This window comes from Geomonas propionica (assembly GCF_016458235.1).
Taxonomy (GTDB): domain Bacteria; phylum Desulfobacterota; class Desulfuromonadia; order Geobacterales; family Geobacteraceae; genus Geomonas; species Geomonas propionica.
Genome location: NZ_JAEMHK010000004.1, coordinates 23,441 through 42,032 on the forward strand (window position 1 = coordinate 23,441; position 18,592 = coordinate 42,032).

Below are 18,592 nucleotides of genomic sequence, written 5' to 3' on the forward strand. Positions count from 1 at the left end.
CACGGGCGTTCAATTCGCTACATCATCCCAAGCATCCTGGGGAGCCAGAGTGAGAGCGCGGGCCAGTAGGTGACGGTCACCAGGAAACCGAGCATGGCCAGAAGCCACGGCCAGACAGCCACCGTCAGCTCGGTTATCCCCATCTTGGTGATGCCGCTCGACACGTAGAGGTTGAGCCCCACCGGCGGGTGGCACATCCCCACCTCCATGTTCACCACGATCAGAATCCCGAAGTGCACCGGGTCGATGCCGAGCTTCATGGCAACCGGGAAAAGGATCGGGGCCATGATCAGGACTATCGAGGCAGGCTCCATCACGTTGCCGGCCATGAGCAGCATGATGTTGACCACCAGCAGGAAGCTCATTGGCCCGAGCCCCATGTCGATCAGCCACGCGGCCATCATCTGCGGCACCCCCTCCGACGTCATGAGGAAGGAGAACAGGACCGCGTTGGTGATGATGTACAGCAGCATGGCGCTCATGTTCGCCGAGTTGAGGAGCACCTTGGGGATGTCCCGGAACTTCATGTCCTTGTAGACGAACACAGCGACAACAAAGGCGTAGACGGCAGCCATGGCGGCGGCCTCGGTCGGCGTGAAGACGCCGCTGTAGATGCCGCCCATCACCACCACGACCAGCAGCAGCCCCCATATGCATTCCCGGAGTGCCCGCAACCGCTCGCCCCAGGTCGCCTTCGGCATGCGCGGGTAGTTGTACTTGCGGGCGCGGTACCAGGCGACCAGGCCAAGCAGGGTCGCCAGGATGAGCCCCGGCACAACCCCCGCCATAAACAGCGTCCCGACCGAGGTGTTGGTTCCGATCGAGTACATGACCATCGTGATGGAGGGAGGGATCAGGATGCCCAGGGCGCCGGAGGTGGTGATGATTCCCGCTCCGAACTTGTTGGGAAAGCCCTGTTTGACCATGGCCGGCAGGATGATGGCGCCGATGGCCACTACCGTGGCCGGGCTCGACCCCGAAACCGCTGCGAACATGGCGCAGGCAAGGACCCCTGCCAGGCCGAGCCCGCCGTGCCAGTGACCGATCATCGACGAAGCGAAATTGATCATGCGTCGCGCCACGCCGCCGTGGGTGAGGAAGTTGCCGGCCAGGATGAAGAAGGGGACCGCCATGATCTCGAACTTCTCGATACCGGTGAACAGCTTGAGCGCGACCGATTCGATCGGCATCTGCGTCATGGTGAAGAAGAAGCTGAGGACCGTCAGGCCAAGCGAGATGGAGATCGGCATTCCGGTTATCATGAGGGCGACCAGCAGCCCGAAAATAATGGCTATGTTCATTTCTGCCCCCCCCCCTTGCCGTTCTCACCCAACTGCTTGTTCTTCAGGTCATGCGGATGCAGGTTGTCGTCCATGTCGAGCCAGTTGATGTCCTTGGGGACCACGTCCTCCTCGAGCCCGTCCACGTGCGAGTGGTCGTGATGCGGGAGTTCGCCGGTCCGGATGAAAGAGCAGGCTACCTGCATGAAACGGAAACACATCAGGTACGAACCAAGGGGAACGGCGAGGTAAACGATCCAGATGGGGAGCTCCATGTCCGCAGACACCTGATCGGTGTGGGCGATGTGCCAGACGAAGTTGGCGCCGAAAGTCCCGACAGTGCCGGTGAAAAGGACGCCGGCCAGCAGCCCGAAAATGATGAACTTGTTGCGCAGCCCGCTGTTCAGGCGGTTGATCAGCACGTCGACCCCGACATGGATGCCGGTACGCACGCCGTAGGCCGCGCCGAACTTCGCCATCCAGACGAACATGTAAATGCAGAGCTCCTGCGCCCAGCTGACGTTGATCGGGATCAGCACATCCTGGATCATCCTCACGGGGATGGTGCAGGCGAAGCGGTGGACGACGGAGATGAATATGACAACCGTTGCCGCCCCGATGAGGAAGGTGATGAGCCACTCCTCCAGGTTGTCGAGAATCTTTAATGGCATGGCATTTCTCCTGAGTTATCAGCGGTACCCGTCCGCTCCCGAAGGCCGGGAGCGGGGATCATGAGCGGTTGCACCGGCTAGAGCCTGGCCGGGTCGAAATTCGTTTCCTTGTAGATGGCCTTGATGAGATCCTTGCCGATCCTCCCCTCCATCTGCTTATGGACCGGGACGAGCGCCTTCTTCCAGGTCAGCCTCTCCTGCGGGGTCAGGAGGGTGACCTTGGTCTTCCCGCTCTTCTTGATGGCCGCCAGCGCCTCGTTGTTTTCTTTCTGTGCTATGTCGTTGTTGTATTTGGTCGCGTCGCGCATGGACGATTCCAGGATGGCGCGGATGTCCGCCGGGAGCCCGTCCCAGAACCTCTTGTTGGCGATGACCGCATAGCCGAGATAGCCGTGGTTGGTGACGGTCAGATGTTTTTGCACCTCGTACATCTTCTGCGTATAGATGTTGGAAAAGGTGTTCTCCCCTCCATCGACCACGCCGGTCTGCATCGCCTGGTACACCTCTCCGAACGACATCACCTGGGGTATCGCGCCAAGCGCGCGCATATAGGCGTCGGTGATCTTGGCCGAAACGATGCGCATCTTCAGCCCCCTGCAGTCATTGGGGGATTTCAGCTGCTTGTTGGCGGTCAACTGCCTGAAGCCGTTGTCCCAGTAAGCCAGGCCGACGATCCCTTTGCTCTCAAGCTTTTTCAGCATCTGCTGCCCTAGCGGCCCCTGGGTCACCTTGTGCATGTCCGCGTAGTCGTCAAACAGGTAGGGGAGTTCGAAGGCCTCAAAATCCTTCACTCCCATAGGCCCGAACTTGGAAAGCGACGGCGCCAGCATCTGCACCGAGCCAAGCTGCAGCGCTTCAAGCTCTTCCTTGTCCTTGTAGAGCATGCTGTTGGCGTAGACTTCCACCCTCACGCGCCCTTTGCTGCGTTCTTCAGCGAACTTCTTGAACTGCAGCGCCGCCTTTCCCTTGGGTGTGTCGACGGCAACCACGTGGCTCAACTTGATGACGATTGGTTGCTGGGCGTAAGCTACCGTCGACAGCGCCGCTACCATGATACCGGCCAGAATGATACGAAGTTTCATGACGTTCTCCCCTTTTTGCGTTGTAGTTTTCCCAGGTTATGCCAAGGTTTGCCTTGGCGGCTCCAGGTACGTGACAATTTTCAAAAGGTGTATTAGCAATACGGGTGCCACAGGGCTAATGAACGCCAACATGCTGTATACATTATGGAAAATGGGTTATACCGGAAGGAGAAAACTGACGAAGGGGTATGACAAACGTCGCAGCTTTTTTGCGTATGAAGCGGGATTGTTCAGGTAAGTAATCTAAAAACTGGAGCTGTGACAATCGTCACTAAATGTCCGATCGTCACAGCAGTTGCTTTGCGGGATTTACCGGGAGGGGTCTAAAAAATAGTTTTGTCAGAGAGAGCTGCTATTTGCTGAGCGACTTGAGCCTTTTATTCAGCCCCGACGGGGTCATGCCAAGCAGGCGGGCCGCGATGGTCTGCTTTCCTCCGGAGCGTGCCAATGCCTCGTCCATCAGCAACTCGATCGCTGAGCCGAAGGTAGGAAGGCGCTCCATGCAGGCAAAAGGATTCTGATCCGGGCCGCCTACCAGGCCGGGGGGGGTACCTCCATCCGTAGCGCGTAGTGCCTGGTAAAAGGATTCGAGCGAGAGCACCCGTTCCCGGTGGGTGCTCACCGCGTCGAAGACCATGGCTTTGAGCTCGCGGACATTGCCGGGGAAGCTGTGCGTAGCAAGAAGCTGCGGTAACTCCTTCGGGGGAGTCGGTTTTTTCTTGCCGAAGGCGCGCGCCGCCTCCCCAAGGAAATGATCAAGGAGCGGCGCCAAGTCCCCTTTTCGTTCCCTCAAAGGGGGGATGTGGACCTGGTGGGTGCGGAACCGGTAGTAGAGGTCGCGCCGGAAGGTCCCGGCCGCCTGCTTCGCGGTCAGATCCTGGTGTGTGGCGACTATGACACGCGCCCTGATCCGTTTGGGAACATCGCTGCCGAGTGGAAAGTACTCCCCCTCCTGAAGCAGCCGGAGCAGCTTCACCTGGGAAGGAAGGCTCATGTCGCCGATCTCGTCCAGGAACAGGGTGCCGTCCGCCGCCTCCTCGATCATGCCCCGGCGCGCCTGGTCGGCGCCGGTGTAGGCTCCGCGCACATGGCCGAAGAGCGTGTCGGAAAAAGCGTTATCATCAAGCCCGGCCACGTTTACCGCCACCAAGGGTCCGCGGCAACCGCTGAGCCTGTGGGCCACCTGGGCGAAGAGTTCCTTGCCGACGCCGCTCTCACCGGTGATAAGCAGCGGCTCGGAGCTTCTGGCGACGGCCTCTATATAGGAGAAGATGGCGTGCATGCGCGAATCAGCAGTTATGATGGCGTCGAAAGCCTCCGGGTGCTTCAACTCCCCGTGCAGGATGCATTGGGACATCTGCCGGTTTTCCTGCTTCAACTCCAGCATCCTTATGGCCCGGACCACGCCGCTCACCAAGCGCTCATCCTCGGAGGTTTTCACGAAGTAGTCGTAAGCGCCGAGCTTCATGCACTGGACGGCCCCCTCGACCTGATTCATGCCGCTGATGACTATGGTGACGATCTCCGGATGCCGCTCGCCGATCAGCGCCAGCAGTTCCTCCCCACCCAGGTTCGGCATGTTAAGGTCGAGGAGGATGAGCTCCACATCTCCGGACTCGACTATCCCCATGACCTCCCTGCTATCCTGGCAGGTGACGATGTTGGTAATGCCGGACCATTCCAACGAAAGGGCGAGCGCGTCCAGCCAGGCAGGTTCGTCGTCCACCAGCAGGATCCTGAACGAAGGGTAGAGTGCTTTATCCATGTGAATCTCCTAAGCTGCCAAAAGTGTCAGGGTGACCGTGGTTCCGGCGCCGGGAACTGAATCGAAGCTGAGGAGGCCGCCGTGCTCCTTGATGATCCCGGCGGAGATGGAAAGCCCGAGCCCGGTCCCTCCGGTGTCGCGCTTGGTGGTGAAAAACGGGTCGGTCAGGTGGGAAAGGTGTTCTGGCGCGACACCTGTCCCCTCGTCCCGCACCTGCAGCAGAACCCTGCCGCTGTCGCAGTCCAGGTAGGTGGTGACAAAGATCCCCCTCCCCTTGTCCGGGAGCGCCTGGCAAGAGTTGAGGATCAGGTTCACCACCACCTGCTCGATGCGCTGCGCGTTGCCCCGCACCATGGGGAGATCTTCCGCGCAGGTAACGACGAAGTTGTGCGTGGCCTTGCGGATGGAATTCTCCATCAACCGGACCGCCGCCTGCACAACCTGGTTCAGATCGAAAGGCTCCATGCCGGCCGCATCGTTTTGCCGGGCGAAGTCCTTGAGATCGTCCACGATCCTCTTGATGCGCTTGGCCCCTTCGTGGATCTCCGCCAGCATGCCGGGTAGTTTGTCCCGCATCCGCGAGTACGGGAGCCTGCCGCACATGAAATCGCCGTGTTCCTTGCAATACTCTTCGAGAACCTGGTCCACGGCCGCTTGGCTTTCCCTGAGGATCGGCATGCTCAACAGAATAAGCCCGTTCGGGTTGTTGATCTCGTGTGCCACGCCCGAGACCAGGATTCCAAGCGAGGCCATCTTGTCCGCCTGAACCAGTTTGTCCTGCTGCACGCGCAGTTCGTCCCACGCACGCTCCTTTTCCGAGACCTCGAGCGCAAGTTCGGCGGCGCGCTCGTCCACCTTTTTCTTCAGCATGCGGGACCAGGCAAAGGTTCCGGTCAGCAGGAGCACGAGCGGCACCAGGATCATGCTGCCGTACTGGATCGCCTTTTCCCACGAGATGCGCCGCGGCTCCAGCACCCCGAGCCATTTGTCGTAGATCGCCTGGTACTCGCCGTTCTTCTTCAAGATGGCAAGTCCCTCGTTAAGCTGGGACTGCAGTTCGTGATTGCCCTGCCTTACCGCGAAGGAAAACTTGAAGGTGGCGATGTTCCGGGCGACAGGGACCAGGTTCGTCAGCTTGTTTTCACGGATGATGTACATCCCGGGAAGCAGCGCCACCACAGCGTAGTCGTTCTGGCCGGAGGCGAGGAGGCGCAGGGCGTCCGCAGCCGTCTTGGTGAGAACAAGATCCTTCTCATAGCCAAGGGCCTTCAACTTTTCGTTCATGACCCCGCCGCGAAAGACGACCACTTTCTTGCCTCGCAACTCTTCCAGCGAGCCGGCGGGCGGAGTTTCACGGCGTGCGAAAATGGCATGCTGAACAATGGCGTGGGGTGACGGGTAGTCGTATACCTCCTCGCGTTCGCCTGTGTGCGACATGCCGAGGGTCATGTCGATCCTGCCGGCCTCAAGGTCCTCGCGCACCTTCGACCATTCGCCGAGTTGGATATCCGCATTCACCCCCATGACTTCGGCGATGGACCTGATCAGATCGACGGTGAAGCCGGCAGGCTGCCCGTTCCTGTCCAGGAATTCGTACGGAGGGTAAGCCCGGTTCCCCCCGACCTTTATGGTGGTCGTTTCAGGCAGGGCGTCGCCGACACCAAGGGGATCCCCCGTGGCAAAGGCCAGGGAGCAGGAAAGGAACAATAGAAGCAGGATAATTCCGGACATGGCCCCTGCAGCGGCACAGCCCCACCTCAAATCGGTTTGCCTGAACATTTTTTCTCCATGGTGAGCCTCAAGGCACAAATTCAGACAAGCCCGGCAAGGCCAAAGATGGCGCCGATTCCGATCAGCCACAGCGGGTTCAACTTGCCGTAAAGGACGATCAGAACCGTTGCCGCGGTAATGGCGAACGCTCCCAAGCTTTTATCTGCTCCGCGGGTCACGATGAACCCGCTGGCCAGAACCAGCCCGACCGCCAAAGGGACGATCCCAGTCTGAATCGTGAGACGCCAACGCGTGCCGCGGATCTTTTCCCAAAAGTGCATGAGGATGAAGATCAGCAGGCTGGATGGGGCGCACATGGCAACGGTGGCGGCAAGGGCTCCCGCAAGCCCGGCCGTATGCCAGCCGATCAGGGTGACAATGATCACGTTTGGCCCCGGAATGGCCTGCGAGATGGCGACCAGATACGAGAAAGTGGCGTCACTCATCCAGTGATGGGTTTCGACTGCGATCCGGTGCAATTCCGGCAATACGGTACCGGCCCCGCCAAAAGCGACCAGGGACAAGGCGCCGAACTCGAGCAAGATCTCCGTGATTTCCTTCATGCCCCCCCGCAGTAGAAGCGCGCGGCCACCCATATGCTCAGTGGTGCCAAGGCGAGCATGACAGGGAGCAACGGCCAGTGGAGAAAGGCCACTGCCCACAGAATGGCGACACTGAAGATGATTAACAGCGGCCACTTCAGCAGGTCGGCGGCCATGCGCAGGCCCATGGCGATGATCAGCCCCGCCGCGACAGCAGCAATACCGCGCAGGACGGCCTGTATTGCGGGCAGATCACCGAAACGTCCGTAAAGCGCCCCAAGGGTGACGGCGATGACAACTGGCGCAAACAAAAGGCCAAGCAGCGAGATTGCGGCGCCGCTCGCCCCCTGGAAACGGTTCCCGATGCAGACGGAAAGGTTGACGATATTCGGTCCGGGCATGAACTGGCACAAACCGAAAAGAGTGGTGAACTCTTCCGACGACAACCAGCGGAGCTCATCAACGATGGCACTCCTGGCCCAAGACATAACGCCACCGAATCCTGACAGAGCTATACGGTTAAAGCCCAGGAAGAGCTGTTTATGACTGACCTCGTGCCGTTGTTCCAGAGCAATCTCCCCTTCCCCACCTTTGCGACCGACACGGATGATTCGGGCTCCACATTGGTGTAATAAATCGTGAAAAAAATGGAATTGCAAGAGATTTGTTGCCTCGCACTCTGAAAAGGCGGCATTTTTGCCGCTCTTGTCTCCCCTACTCCGATGCCCGCCCAGAAGACTGCCCCCCCCTGCAGCACTGCAAAAATATGCGGACCCCAATTTTAGTAAACACCTGGACAGCAATCAGAAACGGTACAGCTACATGGGGGATGCTACGTGATATGGAGAAGCACGGCAACAAACTGATATGTTGGTATCGGTATCGGGAAGGGCTTTACAGTAGTTCAAAGTAGACAGTTACCGGCGGTTCCAACGGTACTTTAACTGGACTAGTCGACTATCGTTCACCAGCGATGGCTGTGCGTCTACTATATTGCTGAGAACTTCTTCGAGTCTAACGGGCCATTTTTTGTGTTTTCAGGAAGAATCTCCCAAAGAAGCATCAGTACTTTTTCTGGGTATGTGCTTATTACTGTGTCTTTTGTTCCTCGGAGGTTCGGAAAAACAAGATCGTCTCCGTCGAACTTGTCGACTAAGGGCAAAATTAAATCTGCAATAGCAGGGAAACCAGTGGCGATTCATTGCGGCTAGATGGGGGATGTGCTACGGACAGGGTTCTTGCCTCTATCTGCGTCTACATAACAAAAAAGCCAGCTAGCTATGTAAGCTAACTGGCCGTGATTTTGTTGGTTGCGGGGACAGGATTTGAACCTGTGACCTTCGGGTTATGAGCCCGACGAGCTACCAGACTGCTCCACCCCGCGTCATGAACAACTCAAACTTTATACTACAGGGCTTCCGACAAGTCAACGTAAACATTTGCAGGAAGAGCATTCGAACAGGGATAAAAGGGATGAAGGGGATAACTGCTCAGAAATTGCCTTTAATCCCTTGTATCCTTTCTATCCCTGTTTGTTTATTTCTTCGAACAAAGCCTCTGACGCACTACCTCAAACAGGAAGATGCCTCCGGCGACGGAGGCGTTCAAAGAATTCACCCCGCCTTGGAGCGGGATGCTGACCACTTCGTCACATCCTTTCCGAACCAAGGGGCGGATCCCCTCCCCTTCCCCGCCGATGACCAAGGCGACACGGCCGGTGAAGTCCTGTTGATACAAGGTGCTCCTGGCTGAGCCATCGGCGCCATAGATCCAGAAGCCTGCTTTCTTCAACGTTTCCATCGCCTGCGAGATGTTGGTGACCTGCGCTACGGCTACGGTCTCGGTGGCGCCGGCGGAGGACTTCTCCACTACGGCGGTGACGCCTGCGGCGCGGTCCTTGGGGATGACGACGGCATGGGCCCCGGCGCAGGCGGCGCTGCGAATGAGGGCGCCAAGGTTGTGCGGGTCCTGCACGCTGTCAAGAACCAGGATGAGACCGCTCGGGTCACCTTGAAGTTGTTCGAGCACGTCGTCAAGATCTGCGTAGGGGAAGGGCTCGACCTTGAGGGCGACGCCCTGGTGGTGCTCTGTGCCGCACAGGCGGCTCAGGTCGCCCTTCTCGCGCTGCCGAACCGGGATCTTCTTTTCGGCTGCCAGTTTCAGCAGCTTCTCCAGGCGCTTGTCAGCGCTGGTACCGGCGACGAAGAGTTCGAATATCTTGCGAGAGCCCCTGAGAGCCTCCATGACGGGGTTCAGGCCGTAGATGATTTCTTCTTTTGACATTCTCGATTCCTTAAGAGCTAAAAGAACAAAAAAGCAGTTACGCAAAGAACACGAAGCACGCGCGAAGAGCGCAAAGAAAGACCTTCTGGAACTAAAACCAAAATCTTTTTCTTTGGGTGCTTCGCGAATTCTCAGCGCTCTTTGCGTAACTGCTTTCGCTTTCCTGTCTACCCAGCGACGATTTCGTCGACGATCTTCTGGGCGGCTTCGGCCGGGTTCTGGGCGGCGGCGATGGGACGGCCGATGACGAGGTAGTCGGAACCTGCCTTGACGGCTTCGGCCGGGGTCATGATGCGTTTTTGATCGTCGGCGGAGGCGAAGCTCGGACGAACGCCGGGGGTGACGACCAGGAAGTCGCTGCCGCAGGCTTCCCTGATCAGTCCCACTTCCTGCGGGGAGGCGACCACACCGTCGACGCCGGCGCTCTTGGCCAGCTTGGCGAGCTTCACCACCATCTCGGGAACCGGGAGGTCGATACCAATGCCGCGCAGAGTTTCCTCGTTGGAGGAGGTGAGCACGGTGATGGCGAGGACCTTCGGGCGCGGGGTGCAGCCGCTGAAATTCTTGTCCAGGGTTTCCATGGTTTTGTTCATCATCTCGTAGCCGCCCATGGCGTGCAGGTCGCAGAGCTGGACGCCGAGGTTGGCGGCTTCGAGGGCGGCCATGGCGACGGTGTTCGGGATGTCGTGGTATTTCAGGTCGAGGAACACCTCGCCGCCGCACTTCTGGATCATGCGCACCGCGGCGGGGCCACAGGCAGTGTAGAGCTGCTTGCCGACCTTGAACATGCCGACGTGCTTGGAAAGGAGCTCCGCCCAGTACTGTACGTCGCTGAACTCCTTCACGTCCATGGCGAAAATGATCTTCTTGATTGCTTCTTCTCTGGTCATAGTCAAATCCTTAAAGTCAAAACCGTTAGCCACGGAGAAAATCTGAGGACTTCTGAGAAAACCAACCCGAAAAAGCTTTAGGTAGTACCCAAAGTCATTCGTTTTTGTTTCTCTCCGATTTTCTCAGATTTTCTCCGTGGCCAATGGTTTAAGGTTTTATGCCTGCAGTGCCTCTTTGACGGCGGCTTTCACCTTGGCTACGGCTTCGGCTATCGGGAGGATCTCGACGTCGCCGCCCCTTCTCTCCTTCAGTTCTACTTTGCCTTCGGCCAGGGTCTTGGCGCCGACGACTATCCGCAGCGGGATGCCGATCAGGTCGGCGTCCTTGAACTTGAAGCCGGGACGCTCGTCGCGGTCGTCGAGGAGCACTTCCACGCCCGCTTCCATGAGCTCATTGTAGATCTGCTCGGAGGCGGCTTTCACTTCGTCGTCCTTGGCGGAAAGCGCGGAGACGATGCAGTGGAACGGCGCGATGGGGATCGGAAAGATGATGCCGTTCTCGTCGTGGTTCTGCTCGATGCAGGCGGCAACGGTACGCCCGATGCCAATGCCGTAGCACCCCATGAAGATGATCTGCTCTTTGCCGTTGGCGTCGAGGAAGCTCGCGTTCAGGGCCTTAGAGTACTTGGTGCCCAGCTTGAAGACGTGGCCGACTTCGATGCCGCGCCAAATTTCCAGTTTGCCGCTGTCGCAGCGCGGACAGGCATCGCCGATGACCACGTTCCTGATGTCGACGTACCCTTCCACCTGGAAGTCGCGGCCGACGTTCACGTTCTTGAGATGGGTATCGGCGGCGTTGGCGCCGGTGACGAAGTTGTGCATCCCCTGCAGCGAGAGGTCGGCGACGACCTTCACCTTGCCGACGAGACCTACCGGACCTGCATAGCCGGTCGGTGCGCCGGTGACTTTCAGGACCACGTCGTCTTCTGCCATCTCGATTTCGGCGGCGCCCAGGTGGTTCTTCAGCTTGATCTCGTTCAGGTCGTAGTCGCCACGCACAAGCGCCACGACCGGCTCGCCGTCGGCGACCAGCACGAGGGTCTTCACTACCTGGGTCGGGTTGACGCCCAGGAACGCGGAGACCTCTTCGATGCTCTTTTGACCGGGGGTGGCGACGTGCTCCATCGGGCGCGGATCGGCGTGCTCGACCGCGTCGCTCCTTTTGGTCTCGGCCTTCTCCATGTTGGCCGCGTACTCGCAGCAGGAGCAGGAGACGATGGCGTCTTCGCCGGAGTCTGCCAGCACCATGAACTCATGGGAGTAGTTACCGCCGATGGAACCGGTGTCGGCTTCGACGGCGCGGAACTTCAGGCCGCAACGCTCGAAGATGCGGCGGTAGGCCTTGTACATCTTCTCGTAGGAGACGTCCGCACCCGCCTCGTTCACGTCAAAGGAGTACGCGTCCTTCATGATGAACTCGCGGCCGCGCATAAGTCCGAAGCGCGGGCGGATCTCGTCGCGGAACTTGCCCTGGATCTGGTACAGGTTGATCGGCATCTGGCGGTAGCTGCGGATCTCCTTGCGGATCAGGTCGGTGATGACTTCCTCGTGGGTGGGTCCCATGCAGAACTCGGCGTCCTTCCTGTCCTTGAAGCGCAAGAGTTCCTTGCCGTAGAATTCCCAGCGCCCCGATTCCTTCCAGAGTTCGGCCGGCTGAACGGCAGGCATGAGGAGCTCGATGGCACCGGCCCGGTTCATCTCCTCGCGGACGATCTGCTCGACCTTGCGGATGGAGCGCAGCCCCAGCGGCAGGTAGTTGTAAATGCCGGCGGCGAGTTTCCTGATCATGCCGGCGCGCAGCATCAGCTTGTGGGAGATGACCTCCGCGTCAGAGGGAGTTTCCTTGACGGTGGGGATGAAATACTGGGAATAACGCATTCGTTTTACCTCTAAGTGAATTTAAAAGACGAAAAGCGGAACACAGAGGACTCCGAGGTCCACAGAGGCCACAGAGGTCCCCGAAAGGTTTTCTCTGCGTCCTCTGTGCTCCCCTGTGACCTCTGTGGTGAGCTTTAAGGTTTTAGTACTTCCTCGACCAGCGCGTCGGCCAACTTGTCCTGCGGCACTTTGCGCAGGATCTCGCCGTGCTTGAAGAGAAGCCCTTCTCCCCTGCCGCCGGCAATGCCGAAATCGGCTTCGCGCGCCTCGCCGGGTCCGTTCACGGAACACCCCATGACGGCCACGGTGATGTTCTTGTCCAGGTGCGCGAGGCGACGCTCGACTTCTTCGGCAACGGGGATGAGATCGACCTGGCAACGGCCACAGGTCGGGCAGGATACGAAGTTGATGCCGCGCTGCCTAAGCCCGAGCGACTTCAGGATGTCGTAGGCGACGCGCACCTCGTGCACCGGATCGCCGGTGAGCGATACGCGCATGGTGTCGCCGATCCCCTGGTGCAGCAGGATACCAAGGCCGACGGAGGACTTGATGGTGCCGGAGAAGATGGTGCCGGCCTCGGTGACGCCGATGTGCAGCGGGTAATCCACCGCGTCGGAGAGGAGCCGGTAGGCCTCCAGCGTCCGCAATACGTCGGACACCTTGATGGAGATCTTGATCTCGCGGTAGTTGAGCTCTTCCAGGATCCTGACGTGCCCCAACGCGGATTCGACCATCGCCTCCGGAGTCGGATGCCCGTACTTGACCAGGAGTTCCTTCTCCAGCGAACCGCCGTTGACGCCGATCCTGATCGGGATCTGCCGTTCGGCGGCCGCCTTGACCACCTCGGCCACCTTCCAGCGCTCGCCGATGTTGCCGGGGTTCAGACGCAGACCGTCGACGCCAGACTCCAGCGCCTGCAGGGCCAGCTTGTAGTCGAAGTGGATGTCGGCGATGAGCGGCATGGGACTGCCGGCCTTGATGCCGGCCAGGGCCTTGGCGGCGTCCATGTCGGGCACCGCGCAACGCACGATCTCGCAACCGGCCTCGGCCAGACGGCCGATCTGCGCCAGGGTCGCGGCCACGTCTCTCGTGTCGGTGGAACACATGGACTGTACGGAGCAGGGAGCGCCGCCACCGATCGGCACGCTGCCTATCTTTATCTGCCGGGTGAGCTTTTTCATAGCGCGACATAGTAGCTAAATCTATGGGGAAAAGCAAGGAAGGATCACCCCCCACCGTCATTGCGCACGGCAGCGGCGACTGGCAATTTCCTGCGCCACTAATTAGCGGGAGGACTATACTGTGCCTATTGGAGGTAAAAGACACAGGAGGTAGTTGTCATGAGTAAACTGGATCTGCTGAACCCAACCAACAGCACGGTCATCTTCATCGACTTTCAGCCTCAGATGACTTTCGGCGTTGCCAGCATCGACCGGCAAACCCTTTTCAACAACGTAATGCTCCTGGCGAAGGCGGCCAGGATCTTCCGCGTCCCCACCATACTCACCACCGTCGAGACTAAGAGTTTCTCGGGGAACATGTGGCCCCAGCTCCTGGACATCTTCCCGGACAACGACATCATCGAACGGAGCTCCATGAACTCCTGGGATGACCCCAAATTCGTAGAGGCGGTGCAGGCCACGGGGCGCAACAAGCTGATCATGGCCGCACTCTGGACCGAGGTCTGCCTCGCCTTCCCTGCGCTCGAGGCGATGAAGGCAGGCTTCGAGGTGTACGCCGTGGAGGACGCCTCGGGCGGCACCAGCGTCGCGGCGCACAACGCGGCCATGCGGCGCATCGAGCAAGCAGGGGCGGTGCCGATGACCTCGCTGCAGGTGTTGCTGGAGTACCAGAGGACCTGGGCGCGCAAGGAAACCTACGACGATGTCATCTCCGTGGTGAAGGAACATTGCGGAGCCTACGGGCAGGGGGTGGAATACGCCTACACAATGGTACATGGTGCGCCCGCCAGCCGCACGAGCATCCTGAAATAGGATTGCCCATACCCTCGCCCTTTGGGAGAGGGAGAATGGACCGGCGTAGTGGGAGCAGTTTCAACGTTTAACGGGCTGTACGTTCGGCAGGCAGGGGTTCAGTCCCCTGCCTGTATCTTTTGAGGGAGGCAAAACTATGAAGGGACCAGACCTCATTATATATAACGGCAGGATCAGTACCCTGGACCAGGGAAGGCCGGAGGCTTCGGCTATCGCGATAAAGGAGGGTAAGGTGGAGGCTCTGGGCGGCGAAGAACTGACCGCCACGGCGGATGACCACACCCAATTGATCGACGCAAAGGGACGCCGAATGATCCCGGGGCTGAACGACTCGCACATACACGTAATCCGTGGTGGGCTCAACTTCAACATGGAGCTGCGCTGGGACGGTGTCCCGTCGCTCGCGCTAGCGCTGGAAATGCTCAAGGAACAGGCCAGACGGACCCCGCCGCCGCAATGGGTACGGGTCATCGGCGGCTGGACCGAGTTCCAGTTCGCGGAGCGCCGCATGCCGACTCTGGATGAACTCAACTTGGCGGCGCCCGACACCCCGGTCTTCATCCTGCACCTGTACGACCGCGCCCTGGTGAACCGGGCGGCGCTACACGCCCTTGGCTACGGCAAGGACACGCCCGACCCGCCGGGGGGGATGATCGAGCGGGACCGGAACGGGAACCCCACCGGGCTGTTGATCGCCAAGCCGAACGCCATGCTGCTTTACGCAAGTCTCGCCAAGGGGCCCAAGCTGAACTTTGAGGACCAGGTGAACTCGACGCGCCATTTCCTGAGGGAGCTGAACCGGCTCGGGCTCACCAGCGCCATCGATGCCGGCGGCGGCTTCCAGAACTACCCTGACGACTACCGCGTTATTCAGGAACTGGCAAAGGCGGGTGAACTCCCATTGCGTATCGCCTACAACCTGTTCACGCAGCACCCCAAAGGTGAACTGGCCGATTTCTCGCAGTGGGTCACCATGACGGAGCCGGGACAGGGGGACGACTTCCTACGCATGAACGGTGCCGGAGAGATGCTGGTGTTTTCGGCTGCGGACTTCGAGGATTTTTTTGAGCCGCGCCCGAACCTCCCCGGGGTAATGGAAGAGGAACTCTCCGCGGTGGTACGACTGCTGGCGGAGAAGCGGTGGCCGTTCCGGTTGCATGCAACCTACAACGAATCGATCACCAGATTCCTGGACGTCTTTGAGGCTGTGAACCGGGACATCCCCTTCAACGGGCTGCGCTGGTTCTTCGACCACGCCGAGACCATCACCCAAGAGAACCTGGAGCGGGTCAGGGCACTGGGGGGCGGTATCGCCATCCAAAACCGGATGGCGTTCCAAGGGGAATATTTCCTTGATCGTTACGGGGAGAGGGAAACCGCGCACACCCCGCCTATCCGGAGCATGATGGCCTTGGACATTCCGGTAGGTGCCGGCACCGACGCGACGCGGGTGGCCAGCTACAACCCGTGGCTGTCGCTGTATTGGATGGTCAGCGGACGCACCATCGGCGGGACGTTGCTCTACCCGGAGGCGAACCACTTGAGCCGCATGGAGGCACTCAGGCTGTACACCGAGGGGAGCAGTTGGTTTTCCGGCGAGGAGGGTAAGAAGGGTATCCTGACCCCGGGCGCCTTGGCGGATTTAGCGGTGCTGTCGGCCGATTACTTTGAGGTGGCCGAGAAGGAGATCAAGGCGATCGAGTCGGTGCTGACCGTGGTTGGGGGCAGAGTCGTGTACGGCGGTGAGGAATTCAGCAACCTGGTGCCGCCGTTGCCGGTAAGCCCGGACTGGTCGCCGGTGGGCCGCTACGGCGGCTACCACCGCGGTGATAACCCGGCGTCCTTCGTTGCGCGCAAAGAGGCAGCACCGGGGCACCGCCACACGCGCATCTGGATGCCGCGGCAGCGGCGCTTCTGGGACTTGGGCTGCGACTGCTTCGCCTACTAGGCCCTCAGTGGTGCGCGTAAACTCCGAGGAGCTCGGCCTGTGCCAGGACTTTGCCGCGCATGGCGAGGTCGAGTTCCTTCCTGGTGCTGTTGGAGGGGAGGTTCAGGCGCTCAGAGAGCGCATAAAGCCGGAAGTAGTAGCGGTGCTGACCGGAGGGGGGACAGGGGCCGCCATAACTTTTGCGCCGCCAGCTGTTCACCCCCTGCTGCGCCCCGCGCGGCACCGTCCCCTGGGTGATCTGGGAAGTGGACGGGGCGATGTTCCAAAGCACCCAGTGCACCCAGGTTCCGCCGGGGGCATCTGGGTCGTCCATGACAAGGGCGAGGGACTTGGCATCCTTCGGGATCCCATCGATGGCAAGCGGCGGACTGGTATCGGAGCCGTCACAACTGTAAAGGGACGGGATTTGGCCGGCCTGCTTGAACGCGGAACTGACAAGTTTGAGCTGCGACTCCTTTGCCTGCATCGATGTCGCGCCAAAGAGCGTAAGCACCAACGCCAACAGGAAACTCTTCCTCAAATCACACATGATCGCCTCCCCTAGATCTTTGTCCGCCGCCCTTCTCTACATACCGGCATCCCTCTTGCGCGGCCTGGCAGAATTACAGGGTCCAGTCTATCGGCTGAATGTCCGGCTGCAAGGAACTTCCGGCGGCAATTCGGCGGTTGACAGGAATCCTATTTCCCTTTAAACAAGAGAGATGAAAAATAAAAGTGACGCACCTAAAAGAGATAGAGTAAAGCACCCCGCCGGTGGAAAACCGAAGAAAACCTTTGCAACGCACACGTCAGCCCCCCCGAAGAGTGCAACGACAGCCGAGGCGCACCCCCCCAAGGCAAAGCCGGCAGCCGCTCCTGCATCCTCCACGGGCAAGCAGGCACGTCCCGCGACGGCAAAGTCGCGCGAACGGCGCGAACCTGAATACTTCAAGGCGCCCCGATCCCCGGAAGCCAAAACCGCAGCCAAGCCTGCCAGGGTCGAGATAGCGGCGCGACCGGAGCGCGAGGAGCGCCAGCCGAAGCTGAGAAGCGGACAGGTGCTGGAGCTCCACATTACTACCACCAACGACGACGGTTTCGGCGTCGCCAATCACGAAGGGACACGCGTACTTGTCGCCGGGGGCCTTCCCGGCGAATCACTGGTGGCGAAGATCACCTACGTAGGGCGCAGGGAGACCTTCGCCAATATCGTCAAGCCCCTGAAAACCTCCCCGGACCGCACCCCCTCCCCCACCTGCAAAATGGGAAAAGCCTGCGACGGCTGCGGATTGACGCAGATGCGCTACCCCGCCCAGCTCGCCTGGAAAAAGAGCCTGGTCGCGCGGCAGATCCACAAGTTCCCTTCGCTTTTCGAGGTAACCGTGCACGACACCATCGGCTCCCCGAAGGAACTGGGTTACCGCAACACGGCGAAGCTCGTGGTCGCCGGCAAGAACAACGACCCGGTCATCGGCATCTACCGGCGCAACACGCACGACGTGCTGGAGATCGAGGACTGTGCCCTGCACCACCCGCTGATCAACAAGGTAGTGAAGGCGGCCAAGGCCGGCATCAAAAAGGGGAAGGTGCAGATCTACAACCCCAAGAGCGAGATGGGACTCCTGCGCTACTTGGTGGTGCGGGTGGCGGAACCTAGCAACCAGGTGATGGTGGTCTTCGTCACCACGGAGGAAAGTTACAACGAGATGCACCACCTGGCGAAGTTCATCCAGCAGGCGGTCCCGGAAGTCGCCGTGGTGGCGCAGAACATCAACAACTCGACCGGCAACGTGATCTTCGGCCACAAGGACCGCTCCATCACCAAGGCGCAGACGCTGAAGGCGTTCATCGGAGACATGAGGTTCAACCTTTCGCCGCACTCCTTCTTCCAGGTGAACAGTGGCGCGGCCCGCCTGATCTATGGCAAGGTGCGCGAATACGCAAGGCTCACCGGGAAGGAGCGGGTAATCGACGTCTATTGCGGCATCGGCGGCATCTCGCTGTTTCTGGCGGACAGAGCGCGGGAGGTGGTCGGCATCGAGTTCGTGGATGCAGCGGTGGCCGACGCAACTGCGAACGCTGCGCTCAACGAAGCTAAAAACTGCAGGTTCGAGGCCGGGGATGCGGCACACCTCATCGACGAGATCGGCGAGGAAGGGGGCGCCGACTTGATCGTCCTAAACCCGCCCAGGAAAGGTTGCGACGAGAAGGTGCTGAAAAGCGTAGCCGCCATAAGCCCCGCGCGTATCATCTATGTCTCCTGCTCGCCGGAGACGCTGGCGCGCGACCTGGACATCCTGTTCCGCCTGGGATACAAGACCCTGGAGGTGCAGCCGGTTGACATGTTCCCGCAGACGGTGCATGTCGAGGATGTGGCGCTGCTGGAAAAGGCATAAAGGTAAAAGGCCTAACGCAAAGACGCGGAGGCGCTAAGACGCAAAGAGGTAGAGGAGACAGGCTTTGAGAATTTCTCGAAGCCTTTCTTTTTCAAAGGCTTTAACGCAAAGACG

At 59.7% G+C, this 18,592-nt stretch carries 15 protein-coding genes and 1 tRNA gene; 3 read left to right on the forward strand and 13 right to left on the reverse strand.

Features of this window, described 5'->3' with window-relative positions; all coding sequences use genetic code 11:
* Positions 1–17: 17 nt before the first annotated feature.
* The 12 genes from JFN90_RS06605 to ispG all read right to left on the reverse strand — a co-directional run bounded on the left by JFN90_RS06605 (position 18) and on the right by ispG (position 13,342).
* Positions 18–1,301, reverse strand: coding sequence for a TRAP transporter large permease (locus tag JFN90_RS06605; protein WP_199394326.1), 1,284 nt, complete (start codon positions 1,299–1,301; stop codon positions 18–20).
* Complete coding sequence (locus JFN90_RS06610; protein ID WP_199394327.1) at positions 1,298–1,951, reverse strand: TRAP transporter small permease; 654 nt, start codon at positions 1,949–1,951, stop codon at positions 1,298–1,300. The genes JFN90_RS06605 and JFN90_RS06610 overlap by 4 nt, the downstream gene beginning before the upstream one ends.
* Before the next feature lie 77 nt (positions 1,952–2,028).
* Positions 2,029–3,033 (reverse strand): TRAP transporter substrate-binding protein, encoded by a 1,005-nt coding sequence (locus JFN90_RS06615; protein ID WP_199394328.1) that lies wholly within the window; start codon positions 3,031–3,033, stop codon positions 2,029–2,031.
* 352 nt (positions 3,034–3,385) lie between these two features.
* Entirely contained in the window at positions 3,386–4,798 is a 1,413-nt protein-coding gene (locus tag JFN90_RS06620; protein ID WP_199394329.1) for a sigma-54-dependent transcriptional regulator, read from the reverse strand.
* A 9-nt stretch (positions 4,799–4,807) separates the two neighbouring features.
* Complete coding sequence (locus tag JFN90_RS06625) at positions 4,808–6,529, reverse strand: transporter substrate-binding domain-containing protein (protein WP_199394330.1); 1,722 nt, start codon at positions 6,527–6,529, stop codon at positions 4,808–4,810.
* Between the two features lie 80 nt (positions 6,530–6,609).
* Positions 6,610–7,131 carry a chromate transporter gene (locus JFN90_RS06630; protein WP_199394331.1) on the reverse strand — a complete coding sequence of 174 codons (522 nt, stop codon included), beginning with the start codon at positions 7,129–7,131 and terminating at the stop codon, positions 6,610–6,612.
* The gene (locus JFN90_RS06635; RefSeq protein ID WP_328755394.1) at positions 7,128–7,913 is read right to left on the reverse strand and encodes a chromate transporter; all 786 of its coding nucleotides are present in this window, start codon (positions 7,911–7,913) and stop codon (positions 7,128–7,130) included. The genes JFN90_RS06630 and JFN90_RS06635 overlap by 4 nt, the downstream gene beginning before the upstream one ends.
* 504 nt (positions 7,914–8,417) lie before the next feature.
* Positions 8,418–8,494 (reverse strand) — tRNA-Met (locus JFN90_RS06640).
* A 152-nt stretch (positions 8,495–8,646) separates the two neighbouring features.
* Positions 8,647–9,393, reverse strand: coding sequence for a 23S rRNA (guanosine(2251)-2'-O)-methyltransferase RlmB (gene rlmB, locus JFN90_RS06645; RefSeq protein WP_199394333.1), 747 nt, complete (start codon positions 9,391–9,393; stop codon positions 8,647–8,649).
* 167 nt (positions 9,394–9,560) lie between these two features.
* Entirely contained in the window at positions 9,561–10,283 is a 723-nt protein-coding gene (gene pyrF / locus JFN90_RS06650) for an orotidine-5'-phosphate decarboxylase (protein ID WP_199394334.1), read from the reverse strand.
* A 156-nt stretch (positions 10,284–10,439) separates the two neighbouring features.
* The gene (locus tag JFN90_RS06655) at positions 10,440–12,161 is read right to left on the reverse strand and encodes a proline--tRNA ligase (RefSeq protein ID WP_199394335.1); all 1,722 of its coding nucleotides are present in this window, start codon (positions 12,159–12,161) and stop codon (positions 10,440–10,442) included.
* Between the two features lie 134 nt (positions 12,162–12,295).
* Positions 12,296–13,342, reverse strand: a complete 1,047-nt coding sequence (ispG, locus tag JFN90_RS06660) for a flavodoxin-dependent (E)-4-hydroxy-3-methylbut-2-enyl-diphosphate synthase (protein WP_199394336.1) — start codon at positions 13,340–13,342, stop codon at positions 12,296–12,298.
* A gap of 159 nt (positions 13,343–13,501) precedes the next feature.
* On the opposite strand from ispG, the gene JFN90_RS06665 reads away from it, so the two are divergent.
* Entirely contained in the window at positions 13,502–14,155 is a 654-nt protein-coding gene (locus JFN90_RS06665; protein ID WP_199394337.1) for a hydrolase, read from the forward strand.
* Positions 14,156–14,291: 136 nt separating this feature from the next.
* Positions 14,292–16,103, forward strand: coding sequence for an amidohydrolase (locus JFN90_RS06670; protein WP_199394338.1), 1,812 nt, complete (start codon positions 14,292–14,294; stop codon positions 16,101–16,103).
* A 4-nt stretch (positions 16,104–16,107) separates the two neighbouring features.
* Here JFN90_RS06670 and JFN90_RS06675 read toward each other — a convergent pair whose 3' ends face one another.
* Complete coding sequence (locus tag JFN90_RS06675; protein WP_199394339.1) at positions 16,108–16,632, reverse strand: YbhB/YbcL family Raf kinase inhibitor-like protein; 525 nt, start codon at positions 16,630–16,632, stop codon at positions 16,108–16,110.
* Between the two features lie 172 nt (positions 16,633–16,804).
* On the opposite strand from JFN90_RS06675, the gene rlmD reads away from it, so the two are divergent.
* Complete coding sequence (gene rlmD / locus JFN90_RS06680; RefSeq protein WP_215906728.1) at positions 16,805–18,478, forward strand: 23S rRNA (uracil(1939)-C(5))-methyltransferase RlmD; 1,674 nt, start codon at positions 16,805–16,807, stop codon at positions 18,476–18,478.
* Positions 18,479–18,592 lie beyond the last annotated feature (114 nt).